At 35.3% G+C, this 19,084-nt stretch carries 16 protein-coding genes; 7 read left to right on the top strand and 9 right to left on the bottom strand.

Going from position 1 to position 19,084, the window contains the following annotated elements:
* Nucleotides 1-4: 4 nt before the first annotated feature.
* The 5 genes from K345_RS22420 to K345_RS0111810 are packed head-to-tail and all read right to left on the bottom strand — an operon-like array spanning nt 5 to nt 6,691.
* Complete coding sequence (locus K345_RS22420) at nt 5-1,933, bottom strand: hypothetical protein (RefSeq protein ID WP_053228263.1); 1,929 nt, start codon at nt 1,931-1,933, stop codon at nt 5-7.
* Nucleotides 1,930-3,612: a DNA repair helicase XPB gene (locus K345_RS0111825; RefSeq protein WP_028974327.1), complete on the bottom strand. Its 1,683-nt coding sequence runs from the start codon at nt 3,610-3,612 to the stop codon at nt 1,930-1,932. Before K345_RS0111825 ends, K345_RS22420 begins: the two co-directional genes overlap by 4 nt.
* Before the next feature lie 38 nt (nt 3,613-3,650).
* A complete protein-coding gene (locus K345_RS0111820) occupies nt 3,651-5,129 on the bottom strand; it encodes an MlaD family protein (RefSeq protein ID WP_028974326.1) in 1,479 nt (492 codons plus the stop codon).
* Nucleotides 5,126-5,893, bottom strand: a complete 768-nt coding sequence (locus K345_RS0111815; protein WP_028974325.1) for an ABC transporter ATP-binding protein — start codon at nt 5,891-5,893, stop codon at nt 5,126-5,128. The genes K345_RS0111820 and K345_RS0111815 overlap by 4 nt, the downstream gene beginning before the upstream one ends.
* 12 nt (nt 5,894-5,905) lie before the next feature.
* Nucleotides 5,906-6,691 carry an MlaE family ABC transporter permease gene (locus K345_RS0111810; protein WP_053228262.1) on the bottom strand — a complete coding sequence of 262 codons (786 nt, stop codon included), beginning with the start codon at nt 6,689-6,691 and terminating at the stop codon, nt 5,906-5,908.
* A 91-nt stretch (nt 6,692-6,782) separates the two neighbouring features.
* Between K345_RS0111810 and K345_RS0111805 the strand changes: the two genes are divergently transcribed.
* The 3 genes from K345_RS0111805 to K345_RS0111795 all read left to right on the top strand — a co-directional run bounded on the left by K345_RS0111805 (nt 6,783) and on the right by K345_RS0111795 (nt 10,226).
* Nucleotides 6,783-7,637 carry a hypothetical protein gene (locus K345_RS0111805; protein ID WP_028974323.1) on the top strand — a complete coding sequence of 285 codons (855 nt, stop codon included), beginning with the start codon at nt 6,783-6,785 and terminating at the stop codon, nt 7,635-7,637.
* A 5-nt stretch (nt 7,638-7,642) separates the two neighbouring features.
* On the top strand, nt 7,643-8,770 hold the full coding sequence (locus tag K345_RS0111800) for a MalY/PatB family protein (protein WP_169714809.1): 1,128 nt from the start codon (nt 7,643-7,645) through the stop codon (nt 8,768-8,770).
* A gap of 94 nt (nt 8,771-8,864) precedes the next feature.
* Nucleotides 8,865-10,226: a PhoH family protein gene (locus K345_RS0111795; protein WP_083963749.1), complete on the top strand. Its 1,362-nt coding sequence runs from the start codon at nt 8,865-8,867 to the stop codon at nt 10,224-10,226.
* 9 nt (nt 10,227-10,235) lie between these two features.
* Here the strand turns inward: K345_RS0111795 and K345_RS0111790 are convergent, their stop codons facing one another.
* From K345_RS0111790 to K345_RS0111780, 3 genes are read right to left on the bottom strand one after another with little or no spacing between them, the layout of a single operon-like run.
* A complete protein-coding gene (locus K345_RS0111790) occupies nt 10,236-10,709 on the bottom strand; it encodes a hypothetical protein (RefSeq protein WP_156888389.1) in 474 nt (157 codons plus the stop codon).
* Nucleotides 10,710-10,722: 13 nt separating this feature from the next.
* Nucleotides 10,723-11,232, bottom strand: coding sequence for a hypothetical protein (locus K345_RS0111785; protein WP_156888388.1), 510 nt, complete (start codon nt 11,230-11,232; stop codon nt 10,723-10,725).
* Nucleotides 11,225-11,503: a TRL domain-containing protein gene (locus tag K345_RS0111780; protein ID WP_037572132.1), complete on the bottom strand. Its 279-nt coding sequence runs from the start codon at nt 11,501-11,503 to the stop codon at nt 11,225-11,227. Before K345_RS0111780 ends, K345_RS0111785 begins: the two co-directional genes overlap by 8 nt.
* Before the next feature lie 285 nt (nt 11,504-11,788).
* Here K345_RS0111780 and K345_RS0111775 point away from each other — a divergent pair, with 285 nt between their 5' ends.
* Nucleotides 11,789-12,991, top strand: a complete 1,203-nt coding sequence (locus tag K345_RS0111775; protein WP_028974317.1) for a BaiN/RdsA family NAD(P)/FAD-dependent oxidoreductase — start codon at nt 11,789-11,791, stop codon at nt 12,989-12,991.
* 1 nt (nt 12,992) lies between these two features.
* Here K345_RS0111775 and abc-f read toward each other — a convergent pair whose 3' ends face one another.
* Nucleotides 12,993-14,852, bottom strand: coding sequence for a ribosomal protection-like ABC-F family protein (gene abc-f, locus K345_RS0111770; RefSeq protein WP_028974316.1), 1,860 nt, complete (start codon nt 14,850-14,852; stop codon nt 12,993-12,995).
* A gap of 263 nt (nt 14,853-15,115) precedes the next feature.
* On the opposite strand from abc-f, the gene cls reads away from it, so the two are divergent.
* Genes cls through glpK form a run of 3 tightly spaced genes read left to right on the top strand, consistent with a single transcriptional unit; the run spans nt 15,116 to nt 19,051 of the window.
* Nucleotides 15,116-16,567 carry a cardiolipin synthase gene (gene cls / locus K345_RS0111765; protein WP_083963748.1) on the top strand — a complete coding sequence of 484 codons (1,452 nt, stop codon included), beginning with the start codon at nt 15,116-15,118 and terminating at the stop codon, nt 16,565-16,567.
* A gap of 14 nt (nt 16,568-16,581) precedes the next feature.
* A complete protein-coding gene (locus tag K345_RS0111760; protein WP_028974314.1) occupies nt 16,582-17,481 on the top strand; it encodes a 1-phosphofructokinase family hexose kinase in 900 nt (299 codons plus the stop codon).
* Between the two features lie 55 nt (nt 17,482-17,536).
* Nucleotides 17,537-19,051 carry a glycerol kinase GlpK gene (gene glpK / locus K345_RS0111755; RefSeq protein ID WP_028974313.1) on the top strand — a complete coding sequence of 505 codons (1,515 nt, stop codon included), beginning with the start codon at nt 17,537-17,539 and terminating at the stop codon, nt 19,049-19,051.
* Nucleotides 19,052-19,084: the final 33 nt, after the last annotated feature.

Below are 19,084 nucleotides of genomic sequence, written 5' to 3'. Positions count from 1 at the left end.
ATTTTTACAAGCTGTATACTAAGCCGCTTCTAACTTTTCTAACTAATGAGATTTCACTCAACTTGTACATCACTTCTTCGTTACCTGGGAGTTTCACTCCTGTTATTTCATAGTCTGTACCTACTTTTCTTAGACGTTGAGCATGAAATAAAAATCTTTCCCTTCCTAATCTCATCTGAAATTCAAGTATATCTCTGGATTCTTTTATACTCTGATTGATAAGTGAAAGTTTCCCTTGGAAATCTAGCCCTCGAGCCTCCCTCTTAACTATTTTTACTGCTTTCTCATTAATTTGCGCTGGTACTAATATGAGCCTACGCTCAAGTCTTGATTCCAGTTCTCGTTGTTTGTCAGAAGGTATTTTTTGATGCTTCAAATATTGTGAGAAGTATTCACTATCGTATTGATTGACAGGTAATGATGTTTCTTGCCAACTATATTCAATAGGATTCTTTAATTGCTGAGCTTTCATTGTTGTTAATCCTGAAACACTCTTGGGTGCTGTTTCTCTTTGGATAGGTTGTTTTTGATTACTTAGTATTTCTAAAGCCTTTTTCCACTGATTAACATTTTTACTACTCATTAAAAATATGCCAGTTCCAAGTCTTTTTAGGATACTATTTTTTATTTCTGGATCATTTTCTATTAGTCTCAATCTGTCTTCTGTAATACAAAGAACAATTCCTTCATAAATTTGAATTGATTCATAACTATTTCCCCATTCTAATAGGGTTGATTCTATCATTGGGTTTAAAGGTAGTGGCTCTGTCAACTTTTTTAAGTTTTCAATAATATTCTCAATTTTACAGTCCCGACTCAATGCTAATAGTACTTTATCCTTAGATATTTCAAATAATGGCATAATATCTACGTTCTTAATAACAGCAAAATCTAATACATAAGATATTAATTCAAAACATAATCCAGGAGGTAGTCTCATCTCCAAATTGGCCTCAACAATAGCCGAGCCTGGATAGTTTTCATCATTGGGAATCAAATAAGAGCTGTTTAGCTGATATCCATTCGCCACTTCTTTCAAAATACCATAACTTAGTAAACATGTAAGTGTTTTATTTACATCGATACCTTCTAGGAATAGGTGCATTAAATTTATGATCCCCTCAAAGTCTAGTATTCTATCAGTTGGGAGGCTCTGAATAAAATTCTGAAGGTTATTAACTTTCTCCATTGTTGGATTCTCTGTAATTCCTGCTGAAAGATAATAGTAATACCTTGATTGGTGGGATAGATCTTTGATCGTTAATAATTCTTGTTTATTTACAGTAATGTTTCCATTATCAAATTTAATCCAATTACTATTTATACAAGAATCCATAAGATGTATAAGAACTTTGTTAGTTGTCTTTAATTGATGAGAAAGCGATTCAAGCCACTTTTTTTTCCATGTACCATCAATTTTTAGGGGAGATTCGCCATCTATCAATGTTAAAAAACCAAAAATAAAATAGTCATTCAAAAGCACACTTTGACTATATATGGGTTTGGCAACAGTGGAACTACACAACCAATTGATACTTAAGTAAGGTTGTATCTTATCGATTAGTAGGGGATTTAATCTATACTGTCCTTGATCATCAGAATATATCAACAAACGTTCTTCCATATTGATAACTTGGTGATGTATCTCCAAAAAAGACAATTGAGATTGAAAAAAGAGAGACATAGTATTTAATGATGGTTTTGAATGATAGGCGATAACTGTTAGTACTTTGAGGTCTGTTTCATTAAGCATAGAAATAATATTATCTTGCACTGATTCTTGTAATAAGAACGATTGAATTTGTTGAATCATTTTATGTTTATTGAAAGGGGTCTGAAGTTCTCCTAGATAACAGCGCATAATATCAAAGAAAGTACTATCCGGGAGTAATAGTAGATTCGTCTTCCAATGGTCGATATTTATATTGGTCAAATTAACTCCTTAGTATCCCAAAAATCAATCTTATATTTATATCCCTGCTCTGCTAAAAACTTTTGTCGATTCATTCCATATGTTTCTTCAATAGTGTAGCGACTAATTATTGTGTAAAAGAAACTGTTTTTTTCTTTGGGGCGAAGTATTCTACCAAGACGTTGTGCCTCTTCTTGTCTAGATCCAAAAGAACCTGATACTTGTATTGCTACTGATGCATCTGGTAGATTAATTGCAAAATTAGCCACTTTTGATACAACAAGAACTCTAATCTTTCCTGCTCTGAAATTGTTGTATATAACTTCCCTTTCTTTATTCGAGGTTTTTCCTGTGATTAAAGGAGCTTTCATATATTTAGCTATAGCTTGAAGTTGATTTAAGTATTGTCCAATAATTAATATAGAATCTTCTTTGTGGTTGTCCACAAGATTTTTAACGATAGGAATCTTATACTGATTTTCGGCTGCAATCCTATATTTCTTTCGTTGATCACTAATGGCATATATTGGCTTTTCTGTTTCTGGTAAATCAATTCGTATTTCGTAGCAATTGGCCTCAGCAATAAAGCCCTTAGCTTCTAATTCTTTCCATGGAACATCATATCTTTTAGGACCTACTAAACTAAAAACGTCTTCCTCCGCTCCATCTTCTCTAATTAGTGTAGCGGTCAGGCCTAATCTTTTCATAGCTTGTATCTCAGCGGTTACTCTAAAAACGGGAGCAGGGAGAAGATGGACTTCATCATAGATTACTAGTCCCCAGTTAGCCTTTAGAAAAATATCAAAATGAGGAAAATCACTTGTCTTATCCTTTCTCCATACTAATATCTGATAAGTAGCTATAGTAATAGGTTTAATTTCTTTTTTATCACCAGAGTATTCACCAATATGCTCTTCTGTAAGATCTGTTTTATCTAGTATTTCATCAATCCATTGATGAACTGATGCTACATTTGGCGCTAGGATCAGAGTTTTTGTTTGATATCTTTCCATAACGGATAGACCTATGACAGTCTTTCCTGCACCACATGGTAATACCATAGTACCAAATCCATTTCCTGGTTGTTCCATTCCATAAAAACTATCTCTTGCTTCTATCTGATAATCTCTTAGGATAAAGTCTCTACCTTGTCTTGTCTGTTTTCTCAGTTTAAATATTAACGGGTCACCCTTCTTTAATGGGGCTAAGTCTTCAACAGGGTAGCCGCGTGTTAATAGTTTTTGTTTGACCCTACCTCTTTCTAATAAGGGTAAATAAAATCCACCGGACACAGGTGTTAAGTAAGGAAAGTGTTTTATATCTTTTTCAATTTCTTGCTTTATTAAATTGTCTTTAATTTTAAGATAGAGAGTTTTCTCATCATCCTCTGAGGCTTCTAATGTTATAACTCCAAACCTGGAAATAAGATCACTTATCATGTATTCAATATTTGAGGGGACAGGATATCGAGAATAGCTGGACAATCTCTCAAGTATAGTATCTTTAGATAAGCCAGCTGAAGCTGCATTCCATAAACTCAGAGGAGTTATTCTGTATGTATGCATATGTTCAGGAGATTTTTCTAATTCTGCAAAAGGGCTTATATAGCTTCTTGCTTCTACAAAACCAGGATCATGAACATCCAATAAGAGAGAACCATCTCCTTGAACAATCAAGGGTTTATATTCATTTGCAACCATAAAGATCAGAATACTAAAGTAAGCTTATATGGGCAAGCCTAATTAAGAATAGATGCAAAGGATGATATACCTTTTAAGTCATTATCTGTAAAGTGAAGTCCTGCTCCGAAATAATAATCTCTTTGGTCCTGTCCCAAGATATCATCTACCCCACCAGTAATATAGACCCATGATAATGGGTTATTGGGATCGAAAGACATAAAAGGGGTCAATGTTGAACCAATTCTAAGTTTTGGTTGTTGAATAGGATCAAAATCAAAGGCTTCAATAGATAAATCAGCAAAATTTACAGGTTGATAATCAACCCCAAATCCACCTTTCCCTTCGATCAAGCCACCTCTTAATGTCAATGGACCATATATATAGGCTAATTGAATATAAGGTGCCCATGTTGATGATACTTTTGTTGTGACTGTTGTCTCTGTAGTGGCTCCTGTTGTTTCTGCTGTTGTTGTTTCTATTTTCTCTGTATAGGGGGAATAGGATAGACCTAATGCATAGTATTTATTTTTATTTCTTGGAGTTAATTTTAATCCCACTTCCGTTCTACCTGAATTTTGATTTACTAAATAATCAGTGTGATAGTCTATTCCAAGATCAATTCCTATTGTTGAGTTAATAGTGTCTTCTGCTGTCTCTGTCAAATTGATTACTCTATTGTATAATTCATCATCATTTATTAGTTTACCAAGGTTGCCTTGGCCTGATTCTATGGCTGTTGTAATACCTTGAACCTGTGCGAGAATATCCTTTCCTGATTCCATTTGTTTTGCCAGTAATGCTAATGATTGATCTATACTTTGCAGGGAGGAATTTATTTCTCCTTCATTCTGTACCATCATTCTATTAAGATTGTAGGTAAGTTGGTTAAGGCTTTCAATTAAAAGATTAAACTGTTGTATACTAGCATCAGAGTTACTACTCATACTTGAAGATATTCGTTCCATATTAGATAAGATCATATTTATACTTTTAATAGAACTTGTTAAAACATTGTATGAGTCGGAATTAGCAGTATTATTATATCCGATTTGTCCGTCGCGTCCCTGTACTTGATTAATGATTTGCTTGATAAAGTCAGAGGATATACCACTTACTTCTTCAAGCGTATCCATAGTTTGTTCCATTGCTGTTCCTGATTGTACATTATGAATCACAGCACCTTTTTTAAGTTGTGTGTGAGTAGCTGTACCAGGTTCCAGAGATACTGAGGCTGTACCTAAAAGTGATTCCATCTTTTTCTCAAAGCTAGCATCTTCGTATAAAGGAATATCTCTACTTATCTCCATATCTACCCTAGCTTTTCCATCTTCTAGTACAATATCTTTAATATTTCCGACTACAACACCGTGTATCCTAACTTTTGATTCGGGTAATAATCCTGTTGCATCATTCAAGTAAGCAGTAACTAATATAGTGTCTCCTTTATTGATTGATTCTGCTGTTAGCAGCATAAACATTATTACACCTAGAACAGAGAATGAAACTAGCATTCCAATTTTTACATATTTACTCATTCCTCTTCTCCTATACTTTCAACTGAGGTAAAACTATTGCTTATAAACTTTTTTAGTGTAGGATCAGTATCTTTTACTGCTTCTGATGGTGTTCCAAAGAAGTGAATCTCTGCTTCATGAAGAAATGCTATTTTGTCTGCGATTCTAAATGTAGCTGGAATGTCATGGCTGATAACAATACAGGTTAATCCAAGCTCTTTATTTACTTTGTATATCAAGCTATCAACGCTCTCACTTAAAATGGGATCTAAACCAGTAGTAGGTTCATCAAATAGTAAAACTTCTGGATCCATTGTTAGAGCTCTTGCTAAGGCAACCCTTTTTTTCATTCCTCCAGAAAGTTCTGCTGGGTATGATTTTTGAATACCCTGCATACCGACCCAATCTAATTTTTCAGCGACTTTCTTGTTAATAAATTTACGATCTCGAATCTTCTGAACATGTATTATGGGAAAAGCTATATTTTCTTCAACTGTCATCGAGTCAAAGAGCGCTGACTCTTGGAACAAAAAGCCAAAGTGTCTCCTGAATTCCATCAATTCCTTTGATGTTGCACCAATCATGCTTTTACCTCGATACCTAATATCTCCAGAATCAGGATTTAAGATACCAATAATATTCTTAATTAGAACTGATTTTCCTGTCCCACTTTTTCCGATAACTACAGTAATTTTCTTTTCTTCAAAGTTCAAATTTATGTTTCTAAGGACTTCTTTGGGACCAAATGATTTGTATAGATTTTCTACTGATAAAAATTCTTTCATAAGCTACTTACTTTAATATAACAACTTTAACATCAAATCTGTCATAATATAATCTGCAAAAAATATCATTAATGCGGAAGTTACAACAGCTTTAGTCGTTGATTCTCCTACTGCCTTTGCACCTCTTTCTGTATAATAACCATAAAAAGTGCAGATAATTGAAATAAAGAATCCCAATACAACTGATTTTATTAGACCTGATAATATATCTGTTGGGTCTAAAAACCAGTACATTTGATCAAAAAAACCACTAGAATCAACTCCAAGACCTATCACTCCAACGAGATAAGCTCCTGCAACACCCATTAAATTTGATGCTCCTGTTAATAGTGGAAAAGCTATAAGCGCTGCATACACTTTAGGAACAACCAGAAAATGTATCGGGTTTATTGTCATTGTTTCCATAGCGTCTAATTGCTCTGTAACCTTCATTGTACCAATTTCAGCAGCCATTGCTGAACCATCCCTTGCAACAAGCATTAATGCGGTTATAAAAGGTGCCAATTCTCTGGCCATAGTTAAGCCTACAGCCGCACCAATCAATATTTCTGAACGAAAAATGCCTAAAAGATAGTTTAATTGTAAGGCAAAAATCATCCCAATAGCAGTACTGGACAGAGCTATAACAGGAAAAGAATTCGCACCTATCTTTTCCAATTCCTCAAATATCCTTCCTATTCTGAAAGGAGGAGTAAACATCCATCGAACGACCTGCATTAGGTAGGCATAAAATCGACCTAGTACTTCAAAGTGACTAGCAATAGTCTTTGTAATTTTTTTAATTCCCAAGTTGGGCATAATTCATTCCTGGGTTGAATCCTTTTTGTTCAAGGAGTATTTTAGCAATACTTAATGTATGTGTTTTTTTTCTTATTGAAAAGGAGTGTATGTGAAAAACTGCCTAATATTACTATTTTTAACGATAATTCTATCTTGTCATAGAACAGAACAGGTTAATACGCCCCCACCTTCAATTAAAGTGACAGTAGAAGATACATCACTAATAGAAAACTATTTGAATAAACTAAATCCTTCTAGCAATATAAGCGTTCAGTATGAGGATAATGAATTAACTTTGATTCATCATCTTGACTACTCTCAAAATCCAGAGGAAATTCTTTATTTCTGGCAACAAGCAGCATTTGAGGGTTTGGACACGTTTGGAGAAAATACCAGATTGTCTATCACAGTAATGGATAACAAAAGTTTGTTTACAGTTCATTTTGTTTTAGCAAATACCAAAGCCTATCAGGAAGGTGAAATTTCTTTCCGCCAATATTTGGGTACTACTAATGTGGAATTATTAGTCTCAGGAGATGAACTGCCAGTCGCGGCAGTTTCTTTATTAGCCTATCTAGCAGGGGCAAGGGATGGTCGGTTTGATACATCGCCTGTAAACTCTCCTGAGGAAAATGAGGATAGTTTTCACTGGGTTGAGGATGAGCTCGTAGAATCAACTAAGATTTATCCTCTTAACGTTGGAGAAAATGGTCCTTATTCTTCTCCACAGAACAATGATTATTATGTTTATCAACCTACAGAGGACAGCCCCTTTATCTTTTCTATTCCTGACAATGTTTACTATTTTAGGGTTTTAAACGAGGATATGTCTGTCATTGCTTCGGCTGATGAAAAAGGACAGATTAATATGGTGTTAAAAGCCCATACGCCCTATTTTATTGAAGTATTCTCAAACAGGCAAAAAAAACAATCATATAAGTTAGTTATTAAGAAGGGAGAATGAAGTTCATGTTCAATGATAGAATTAATACCAATAGTGCAAAATGGGATAGTATTGTTCAACCTGGTTATACCTTGCCTTTATGGGTAGCAGAAATGGACTTCCCTATAGATAAAAATATTCAAGATGCATTATTACATAGAATACAACATCCTTATTTCGGTTATAGTCTAGTTCCCAAAGAACTTAATAGCGCTATTATTGACTGGTTTAATAAAAAACATGGGTATACGTTAACTCCTGAAGATATTATTCCTACCTCTGGTGTTGTCCCTGCTATCTATGGTGCAGTAGAAGCCTTTTCGGATGTAGGTAATGGTATAATTCACCAACCTCCAGTTTACAATCCCATTAGACAAGCATCTTATTCTCGATCACGTAAAACAATAAAAAACTCTCTTAAATGGAATGGAGATCATTGGGATATAGATTGGAAAGATCTGGAAGTAAAATTAGCTGACATCAATAATAAAGTGATGATTTTATGTAATCCTCATAATCCTGTAGGTCGAGTGTGGACTCCGAATGAAGTACAAAAAATAGTAGACTTATGTAGAAAAAATGATGTTATTCTTGTTAGTGACGAAATTCATTGTGATCTTACTATGCCAGGACATTCACATTGCAGTGTTTTCTCCGTTGGTGGTGATGATATTTCTATTGTACTAACAGCCACAGGAAAAACATTTAATATCCCAGGATTAAACTCGGCACGTGCCTTTATTAAAAATCCTGTGCTTAGGAACGCTTTTGATCGTATCTTACCGTATGGGTATAAAGGCCACAATGATCCTTTAAATGAAGTTGCGGCTTTTGCTGCCTACACGCAAGGTAATGATTGGTTAAGGTCAATATTAAATAAAATTACAGAAAATTATGAATCTCTACGGATTTTCTGTGAATCACATCACATTCCTTTGTCTCCTTTAGAAGGGACTTATCTTGCCTGGTTAAAACTTGGTGAAGTAACAGATAGATCTTTGGATAAACTTGAAGACGAAGGTGGTGTTAAACTTAATGTTGGTACTTGGTTTGGATCTGAGGGACAAGGGTGGTGTCGATTGAATCTTGCTTGTCCAGATGATGTTTTATCCATTGCCCTTGATAGAATTGCCACTTTTATAAAAAAAGTGTAATTCTAAATCACTATATACTCCAATAAATACTTTATGGTAATATTATAATATAAGTACTAGAATTCTTAAGAAGCCCATTCCAAAGGAGTTCTTCATGTCTGCAGCAAATAACTTATATGAGTATCCAGAGTCCAATCCTCAACCAAAACCGAAAAAAGAACGTATTAAACAGTTTGTTCTAGACACTAATGTTTTTATTCATCGTCCAGATGCCATTATGTCTTTTCGAAATAATGAAATTGTTATTCCCTTATGGGTATTAGAAGAGCTAGATAAATTAAAAATAGGCCATGAAGAAAGAGCAAGAAATGCAAGGCATGCTATCCGTATACTAAATAAATATGCTGAAAAAGGGGATCTTACTAAGGGAGTAAAAATGGAAAACAATTCCATACTCCGTATTGCCACTAGACATGCTCCTGCCTCAGGCATTGATATGGATCTCAATAAAATTGATAACAAAATTATACTAGTAGCTTACAATCTACATAAAACAGGGTGGAATCAAGTTTTTTTTGTATCTAAAGATATCAATGCACGCGTTAAAGCCGCTGCACTTGGAATCAAAGCAGTAGATTATGAGAAACAGAAAGTAAATATCGATACACTTTTTCAGGGATATCGAGAGATCCTGGTAAAAGAAGATGTAATAGAAAATCTAAGTGAATACGTTGGTTGGGATTCAGAACATGAAATGTTGGAAAATGAATTTGCTTTACTTAAATGGAAAGAGGATAAATCATTTAAACTCACTCGACATAATAAAAATGTAGGAGGTTTACATTTATTAAGTGATCCTACACCTCGAGCATGTAATATTCATCCCTTGAATGTACGCCAGACTATGGCTCTTAATTTACTATTAGATGATGATATTCCGTTAGTGTCTTTAGTCGGTAAAGCAGGAACTGGTAAAACTTTATTAGCTTTAGCTTCTGGCTTGCGCAAAATATTAGAAGGACATGTCTACACAAGGATGTTAATAAGTAGACCTATCATTCCTATGGGAAAAGATATTGGTTATTTACCAGGTGGTAAGGATGATAAACTAAGTCATTGGATGCAACCTGTTTTTGATAATCTTGAATACATTATGAACGTATACAAAAGCCAAAATCTTAAAAGTCTGGATCAATTGTTAAAAACAAAAACAATTGAAATTGAAGCTCTAACTTATATACGAGGGAGAAGTCTTCCCCGTCAATTCATCATCATAGATGAGGCACAGAATTTAACACCACATGAGGTAAAGACAATAGTTAGTAGGGCAGGTCAAGGTTCGAAAGTTGTATTAACTGGAGATCCGTATCAGATAGATAGTCCATATCTGGATTCTAATTCGAATGGTTTAACCTATTTAGTTGAGACTTTAAAAGGACAACCTTTATATGGTCATATAACTTTGGAAAAGTCAGAAAGGAGTCCTTTGTCTGAACTAGCTGCAGAACTCCTTTGAGTAGTAAAATTATTTACTTAAACTATTTAATATTTCTGCAAACTCAGAGCTGTCAGACAGAATCTGGGATTCCGATTCATTGTTACTAATGAAGGTTATCTCATAGTAGTCTTGTGTAATAATGTCTATAGCATAACACTTATAGACAAGATTAGCATCTGTAAGCAGTCTCAGAATATGAAAATTAAATTGGTTTGTATCGTAATTAGATGTATATGCATCACTATTATCTAAAGAATTTTTAAAAACATCAAAAGAATCATATATCGCCTCTTCTGAAATTCTTCCTTCCTTGTCTTCAATAGTCAAAACTGTGTTTTTTCCATATACCCATATATCACCATTTGCTATTTGGCTCTTGCTAGTTTGATCATCCAAAATTTGCCAACTCCACTTTGAACTAAAGTTTAATTGGGAATTCTCTGAGTGGAATGTTTTATTTGCACCAGCTGCATTACAACTAGCCAGCACAAAAACCAACATAATTAAGATAGTATTATGGTAATAATTCGTATGAAAGATAGTGCTTAGATTTTTGAAAAGATTTGGTTGGTTTATATTCAAAAGTTTCCCCACTTGAACTAATTACAAATGTGAAATTATCCGTTCTTAACCATTCGAAGAAAGAATCTTTGTCCCATTTTGTAGTGTATCGTATAATTTTTTCGTTTCTTTTAACATAAATCGATGCTAAATCTGCAAGACTGTACTTTTTTCCTTCAAATAAGAAATAAGCCTCATCAATATTCGTTAAAGATTTTCCATCAATTGTGAAGTTACAGGTTATGAACCCAAGATTTTCATTAGTCCCTTCTCTATAGGTAAGATCAATAAATGCTTTAGATCCATCTCCATTTAATTTGGTTGGCCTTAAGTAATATTGTAATTGTCCATTTTCTACAAAATAAACTTTTACAGGAGGTTGGGTAGCACATGACGATATTAAGAGGGAGACAAAAAAGACAAGAAAAAGAGGCCATATAATGGCCTCCTTTTGTTTATTCACCAGTAACAACTGTAGTTACCTTAGTTAATACAACCAACCATGTGTATTTAACATCTACAGTACTTACAGTAGAAATACCACCGTTAAGAGCAGCTTTTTGGATACCCATATCTAGGTTAGTTCCCATTGGAATACCAAAGATAAAAGATCCAGTTGCTTCACCAGTTTTAGATCCAACTGGATTTGAAGTAGCTGTTCCTGGAGTAGTAATTGTACAACTCATGATTGATGCAAATAACACCAATGCCGTTAAGAATTTTCCGATTTTCATTCTTAATCTCCTTCATAAAATTAGTTTTCACAAATAATAGCGTAATCGTATTCATATTTCAACTTATCTTGCAAAAAAACATAAAAAGATATTATGAAGAATCAGTTGAAGTTATTATAATTGATTGGTTGATCTTGTATAAATATATATATGGGAATAAATAATATGAATTTGGTGGACTGCTTTATTCTAATGATCAATAAATATAAAATATTTAAAAAAAACAGGGAAATCTGCTATTGTATTGGTGAAATGTATAAAAAGAATAAATAAGGACAATCAACTATGTTACCTCATATAGCTGTTATAGGTGGTGGCCCTGCTGGGTTATTTACTGCCATTAATGTTAGCCATAAAGCACAAGTTACTCTCTATGAAAAAAAAAGCAAATTAGGCCGGAAGCTGATGATTACAGGTTCTGGCCAATGTAATATCACCCATGATGAGGAACCAAGAGAAATGCTTTTAAATTATAGAGGTAATTCCCGTTTTCTACGCAATGCTCTGTACCATTATACTTCATCTGATTTGATGCAATTTTTCAGATCTAGAGGTGTTGAACTCACCATTACAAAAGAAGGGAAAGTCTTTCCTCAATCTCTTAAAGCAGGAGAGATCCTTAGTTGTTTAGAAAAGGAGTGTCTCAAAAGTAAGGTCCAAGTTCTTAATAATCAAAAAGTACAAGGCATCAGTCATATAGAGGATAAGTTTGAAGTGAAAACAAATAATGTAACAAGAATATATGATTATGTTGTCATCGCCACAGGAGGGATGTCTTATCCTGCTACAGGTAGTGAAGGCGATGGCTATGGTTTGGCTAAATCTTTAGGCCACAAAATTATTTCTCCAAAACCAGCCTTAGTAGATGTTCATATACAGGATTTTCCTCTTAATGACTGTTCCGGATTATCTTTTAGAAGCTTAAGATTAGGACATTGGAGAGAGGGGAAAAAAGTTAATAGTTATGTTGGTGATCTATTGATTACTCATGTAGGGTTTTCAGGTCCTGTTATTCTCAATAACAGTCGATTTATGAACAAACATGATGTCCTCATACCTGATTTTACTGGATATGGAGATGAATTTGTCGTTATGATAGTTGAAGCTCTTAGAAATCACCCCAATAAGAGTATTCTAAACTTATTGAAAACATTTGATCTACCCCAACATTTCGTTGAGATAGTACTTAAGCTTCATGGTATCAACCAAGATCTTCAATCAGCTAATGTTAGTAAAGAGAATCGAAAAATGATAATTAATGCCTTTCTGAATACAAAATATACTATAGCAAGAACAGGTGGATGGAAAAAAGCCATGGTAACAGCAGGCGGGGTTGATCTGAAAGAGATCAACCCCAAAACTATGGAGAGTCGTATATCTCCTGGACTATACTTTGCCGGGGAGGTGATGGACATAGACGGGGATACTGGTGGGTATAATTTACAAGCCGCTTTTTCCTCTGCCTATACCATCTCTCAAGCTCTATAAACTAAAGTTCATGATCCCATTGAGAGTAGGCTATGTCTAATTTTTTCTGAAGTTTAGATAATCTATTAGTCATAGCAAGAGCTTCTGTAAACTTATTTTTTAAAGTTAGACTATCAATCTCTCTTTGAAGATCTTCTTTTTCTACTTCCCATTGTGTTATTTTCGTCTCCCAAGATTGATCCTGAAAGGTCTTGTCTTCCGTATTGGTCCTTCGTCTATTGTGAAGTCTGTTCCCCATATGGGGTAACTGTTGGTATCTTTTCCTGAAAAAGTCTGTAAAAGACCCATAAAAGGAATGGATTTTTTCTTCTTCAATAAAAAGAACTCTTTCAATAACACGGTCCAAGAAGTACCTATCATGGGATACTATAAACAGAGTTCCGGGATAATCTTTCAAGCAGTCTTCTAGTATCTCTCTACTTTTGATGTCCAAGTGGTTTGTTGGTTCATCTAATATAAGAAAATTCGTTTCCAGATAAGATAGCTTGGCCAGTTGAAGCCTTTGTCTCTCTCCTCCTGATAATAATTTGATGCTTTTATTCATCTCTTGATAATCAAATTGATAGGGGGCCATTACATTAAAAGCCTGTGATTGAGAAAGACTTCCCCATGTTCTGACCTCTTCTTCAATTGTTCCATCCTCTGTATCAAATTTGATATCTTGTCCTATATATCCTAACTTTGTACTTGGATTCAGCCTTATAAGCGAGTTTTCCCAATCTCCTTTATCAAGGATTTCTCTAATAAGTGTTGATTTTCCTGAACCGTTAGCACCGATAAGGGCAACTCTTTCAGAGGAAAATACTTCAAAATTTATATCCTTAAAAATAGTCTTGTCAGAATAACAGAAACTATATTCTTGAACTTTTAAGGCAATATCACTTCTATGTTTCTGCCCTTGAAGATTGATCTTGATAGCTGATTCTTGATGAATGTTTAATTTGTTTCTTTCCTCTTGAAGCTGCTTAAGTTTCACTTTTGCTGTGTTCAGTAACTTTAGCACACCTACTGGCGGATTATAGGAACTTGAGGCTCTTGCTTGGAGCTGCTTTACTTCGCTAGTTGTTTCATGGATAGACTTGTCTAGATGATCAATCGCTTTCTTTTGTTGAAGTTGGGATTGGAGTAATTGAATTCTATATTGGGAATATTTACCTTTCCAATGGTTGAATTGTCCCCTTTCAATATGCCAAAGCTCATCAGTAACTTTTTCTAATAAATACCGATTGTGAGATATAACCAAAACGGCCCCTGGGTATCCTCTAAGGAATTGTTCAAGCCAGGCTAAACCAATAAAATCTAAATGATTTCCTGGCTCATCCAGTATTAATAGGTCTGGTTGGTACAATAGAGCTTTAACAAAATAAAGTAAGCTTTGCTCTCCTCCTGACAAAACGCTAATATCTGTATCAAGATCATTTTCCATTCCCAGCCGTCGTAATAAAGACAGAGCTCTATCCTGTGCTTCCCAGCCCCCCAAGGCTTCGAACTTATCCTGACATTTCTGGTAATCAGCCAGCACCTTATCTAGGTCCTTTGTGTTAGCCATTTGTTCTTCGAGCATATTCATATTTTGTTGGATTCTTAGATAGTCCTCAAGAATGACGTCGTTTATTGTTCCGATTCGATTGAATGCCAGCATTTGAGGAACATAGCCAATACTTATATCTGGTGTGGTACTTACTTTACCTTCTGTGCTTTGTAATTGTCCTAATATTATTTTGAGTAAAGTAGATTTACCAGCACCATTTGGACCGATTAGACCTATTTTATCTCCCTTGTTAATATCTACGGAAATATTTTCAAATAAAGGTTCTTCACTGAAAGAGTGTGTTAAGTTATTTATCGTTATTAGGTTCATACCATTCTCCTATGTGGTTAGTGAGAATAGGAACCTCTGACATTATAGCTATTTGTGATAGGATTTAGACTAATATCATATGAGGGTCCTATGTTTTAAAAGCCTTCATTGTCTTTCCTCCCATGTTTGATGTGAATTGTATGATCATAATTTTCTCCTTGTTCAAATATTCCCCATAGTAGTTAATATGCCATTCTAAGACAAGTATTTCCAAAAATATTTGCTATGATGACAAAGGTATCTAATAAGTCTACACTTGGTACATGGAGTTATTCTTAAAAATCCTGATGTACCTAAATATTGGCATTACCATCATTGCGGTCATTACTATATTTTTAGAAAAAGACAATGATCATTCTATGATTTCCTGGTTGCTTGCCATATTCTTTCTTCAGTCCTTCGGTCTGCTTTTATATGTACTCTTTGGTATTAATTGGCGCAAACGCAAACTGATGAAGACTAACCTGGAGAGTTCTTTCAAAGAGGAGATTGCTCCTTTTTTATGGTTACAGAAAAAATACTTAGAGGATCTTGTCTCGTCAGGAGAAGAAGAGGATTTTGAAAAAATACGCCTCATAAGAATGATGCAGAAATGTAATAATTCTCTTTTGACATTGAATAATCAATGTTCCCTATTCCATAAGGGTGAAGATTTTTTCAAGGATCTAAAAGAAGAACTTAAGAAGGCCAAACGATTAATACATATGGAGTTTTACATTTGGCGTTCGGACCAACTAGGAGAAGAAATAAAAGATATTCTCCTTCAAAAAGCAGCAGAAGGAGTAGAAATCCGTCTCCTTTTTGATGGGTGGGGCTCTTTTGGTGCCATTAGTAGAGCTTATAAGAAATCCCTTTTATCTTCTGGAATTGAATACCGTTATTGGTTAGATATTTCTGTATTGAAACCCAACATTAAAGTAAACTATCGCAATCATCGTAAAATTGTGGTTATTGATGGTCATACAGCCTATACCGGTGGGATGAATATAGGACAGGAATATATTAGTGGTACTAAACGCATGAAGTCCTGGAGGGATACCCAGATAAAGATAGAAGGTGAAGGCGTATCCATACTGCAAGCAGTCTTTTTATCTGACTGGTATAATAGTGGGGGCAAGGTTGAACATCAATGGGAACAGTTTGTCACAAAGCATAATCCTTTAGGGAGTACTCCTTTACAAGTTCTTACCTCTGGTCCCGATAGTCCCTGGGATTCTATTGCTATCAATTATTTTTCCCTTATTGCCAATGCCAAAGAATCTGTTCATATTCAGACCCCCTATCTTGTTCCTGATGCCTCTCTGTTGCGAGCCATGGAAGAGGCTGCTATGAAAGGAGTTCAGGTTAATCTCATGATGACAGGAGTTCCAGATAAAAGGATACCCTATTGGGTCGGTCAGACCTATTACGAAAGATTGCTTAAGGCTGGAGTCCGCATCTATCGTTATACAGCAGGATTCCTTCATTCCAAATATGTCATCGCGGATAGTAAATATATCTCAATAGGTAGTTGTAATATGGATATTAGAAGCTTAGAAGTTAATTTTGAAGCTAATCTTCTTATTTTTGATGAAACTATCGGGAGAGAGTTAGTTAATACCTATAATAAAGATCTTGAATCTTCTAAGGAAGTTTTTTTGAGTAGTATACAAAAGCGGCCTCTCCTCCTTAGATTGCGTAATAGTTTGTTTAGGATCTTTAGTCCTATTTTATAGCAGAAGGAATGTTCGTGAAGGTAAAGCCTATATTAACCGTTGGTCTTAATCCCGCTATACAAAAGATATTAATATTTGATAAATGGTGTCTTGGCAAGGTGAATAGAAGTGACGAGTGTCATTATGTCAGTGCTGGTAAAAGCATAAATGTTTCCAGAGTTTTAACACAGGCAGGAGTTCCTAATATAGGATTATCTCCCTTAGGTGAGATTAACCTGAAGCAGTGGTTTCAATTACAGACAAAAGATCAATTAAATATAATTCATAAACTTATGCCAGGACTAACCAGAACCTGTACAACTATTATTGATAGGTCAACAAACATTGTAACCGAAATAGTAGCTGATGAAAGTTATGCTGAACTAACAGATGTTCAGGAAGAGCTAAAAAGAGAGTATAAGCAATTAATTCCTCACATATCTTTTATTGTATTGGCAGGAAGTAAGCAAAAGGGCTTTGATGATCTTCTTTATACCCAGCTTGTCCAAGAGGCTAAGAGAAAAGGGGTACCTATTCTGGCCGATTATAAGGGAGACGATCTTAGGGCCAGTTTGATCGACAAAGAAATAAGACCTGATGTCGTAAAAATCAATCATAAAGAAATACTATCTACCTTCAGTAATACCACTTCAATAGAGGACCTCATAAGGGAACTATCCTTTCAATATAACAACAGCTTTATAATAACTCGTGAAGAAAAGTCTGTGTTGGTAGCTACTTGTGGAGTGTATCATGAAGTACCTGTGCCTCCCCTTCAAAACATAATAAACCCTATAGGCTGTGGGGATGCCATGACGGCCGGCCTTGCTCAGGCTTTGAGCTGTCATAAAGGTTTACCCACATCCCTTCAGCAGGGGCTTAAATATGCACGCTTAAACGCTCAGAGTCTCTATCCAGGGTGGATAAAGGTTTAAACTTGACCCCCAAACAGTCCTGATTTATCCTCATAGGGCATAAAAGGGGGATAACTTGTCAAAATACATTGGATCTATCGACCAGGGCACAACTAGTACAAGATTCTTATTATTCACAAAAGAAGGTAAAATTGCCTATTCCAGGCAATTAGAACATAAACAATATTATCCTAAACCAGGTTGGGTTGAACATGATCCTTTAGAAATATGGACAAGAACTCAGCAAGTTATACGATCTACTCTCACAGAGGCAGGTATTTCAGGTGATCAAGTTCAATCTATTGGTATTACGAATCAAAGAGAAACGACAGTAGCTTGGAATCCCCAAACGGGACATCCTTATGGAAGAGCCATCGTTTGGCAGGATGTGCGAACTGAATCCTTTATTCAAGATATTAAGGCTCAGAACAAAGAATCCTCTATAAAAAATAAAACCGGACTTCCTTTAGCAACATATTTCAGTGGATCCAAGATCAACTGGATGATTGAGAATAATAAAGAACTTCAAAAGGCCTTATCCAGAGGAGAAGTTCTTTTTGGAACCATGGATACCTATATCACATGGTGGTTGACCGGAGGTCCGCAGGGGGGCTCTTTTGTAACAGATATTACCAACGCCAGTAGAACATTATTAATGGATATTCATACCTTAACTTGGGACAAAGATATGATGGACACCTTTGGAGTTAAAGAAGAATATTTACCCAGGATATATCCCAGTGTACCATCTTCTCCCTTTGGCTTTACCACTAAAGATGGACCTTTTCAAGCACAGGTTCCTATAGGTGCTATTCTTGGGGATCAGCAAGCAGCTCTCTTTGGTCAAACCTGTTATGAACGTGGGGACTGCAAGAATACTTATGGTACAGGTGCTTTTCTTTTAGTGAATACAGGTACTGATATAGTAAAGTCAACCAAAGGGCTCATAACAACACCTGCTTATCAGTTAGGCAACTCTAAACCTATCTATGCCTTAGAAGGTTCTGTAGCTATCGCAGGCTCTTTAGTTCAATGGATTCGGGACAATCTTGGTTTTATTGAAAAGTCAGATGATATTGAGACTTTAGCCCTAAGTGTTGAAGATTCGGGTGGTGTGTATATCGTTCCTGCTTTTAGTGGACTCTTTGCTCCCTATTGGCGACCTGATGCCCGTGGGGTTATCACTGGCTTAACTGGCTATGTCAATTCAGGTCATTTGGCCAGAGCTGTATTGGAAGCTACTGCCTTTCAAAGTAAAGAAATATTTGATGCCATGTCCGCAGAAGCAAATATAGATCTAGGTTGTTTAAAAGTAGATGGGGGTATGACGAATAATCATACATTGATGCAATTTCAGTCAGATATACTGAATGTCCCTGTTATAAGACCTCAAATCACAGAAACAACCGCTTTGGGCGTGGCATATGCAGCAGGCTTAAGCAGTTCCTATTGGCATGATAAAGAACAAATAAAGGCACAATGGCATATAGATTGCGAGTGGTCACCTCAGATGGATGCACATACAAGATCATATAAATACAAATACTGGCAAAAAGCAGTCAGTAAGACCTTAGATTGGGAAGATCTATAAAATTGCAACTAGCTCCATATCTTCATCTGTGCT

Origin of the sequence: Spirochaeta cellobiosiphila DSM 17781, from assembly GCF_000426705.1 — a bacterium.
GTDB lineage: Bacteria > Spirochaetota > Spirochaetia > DSM-17781 > DSM-17781 > Spirochaeta_E > Spirochaeta_E cellobiosiphila.
The sequence above is the reverse complement of the archived record's forward strand: the minus strand, read 5'-3'. Positions and strand labels throughout refer to the sequence as shown.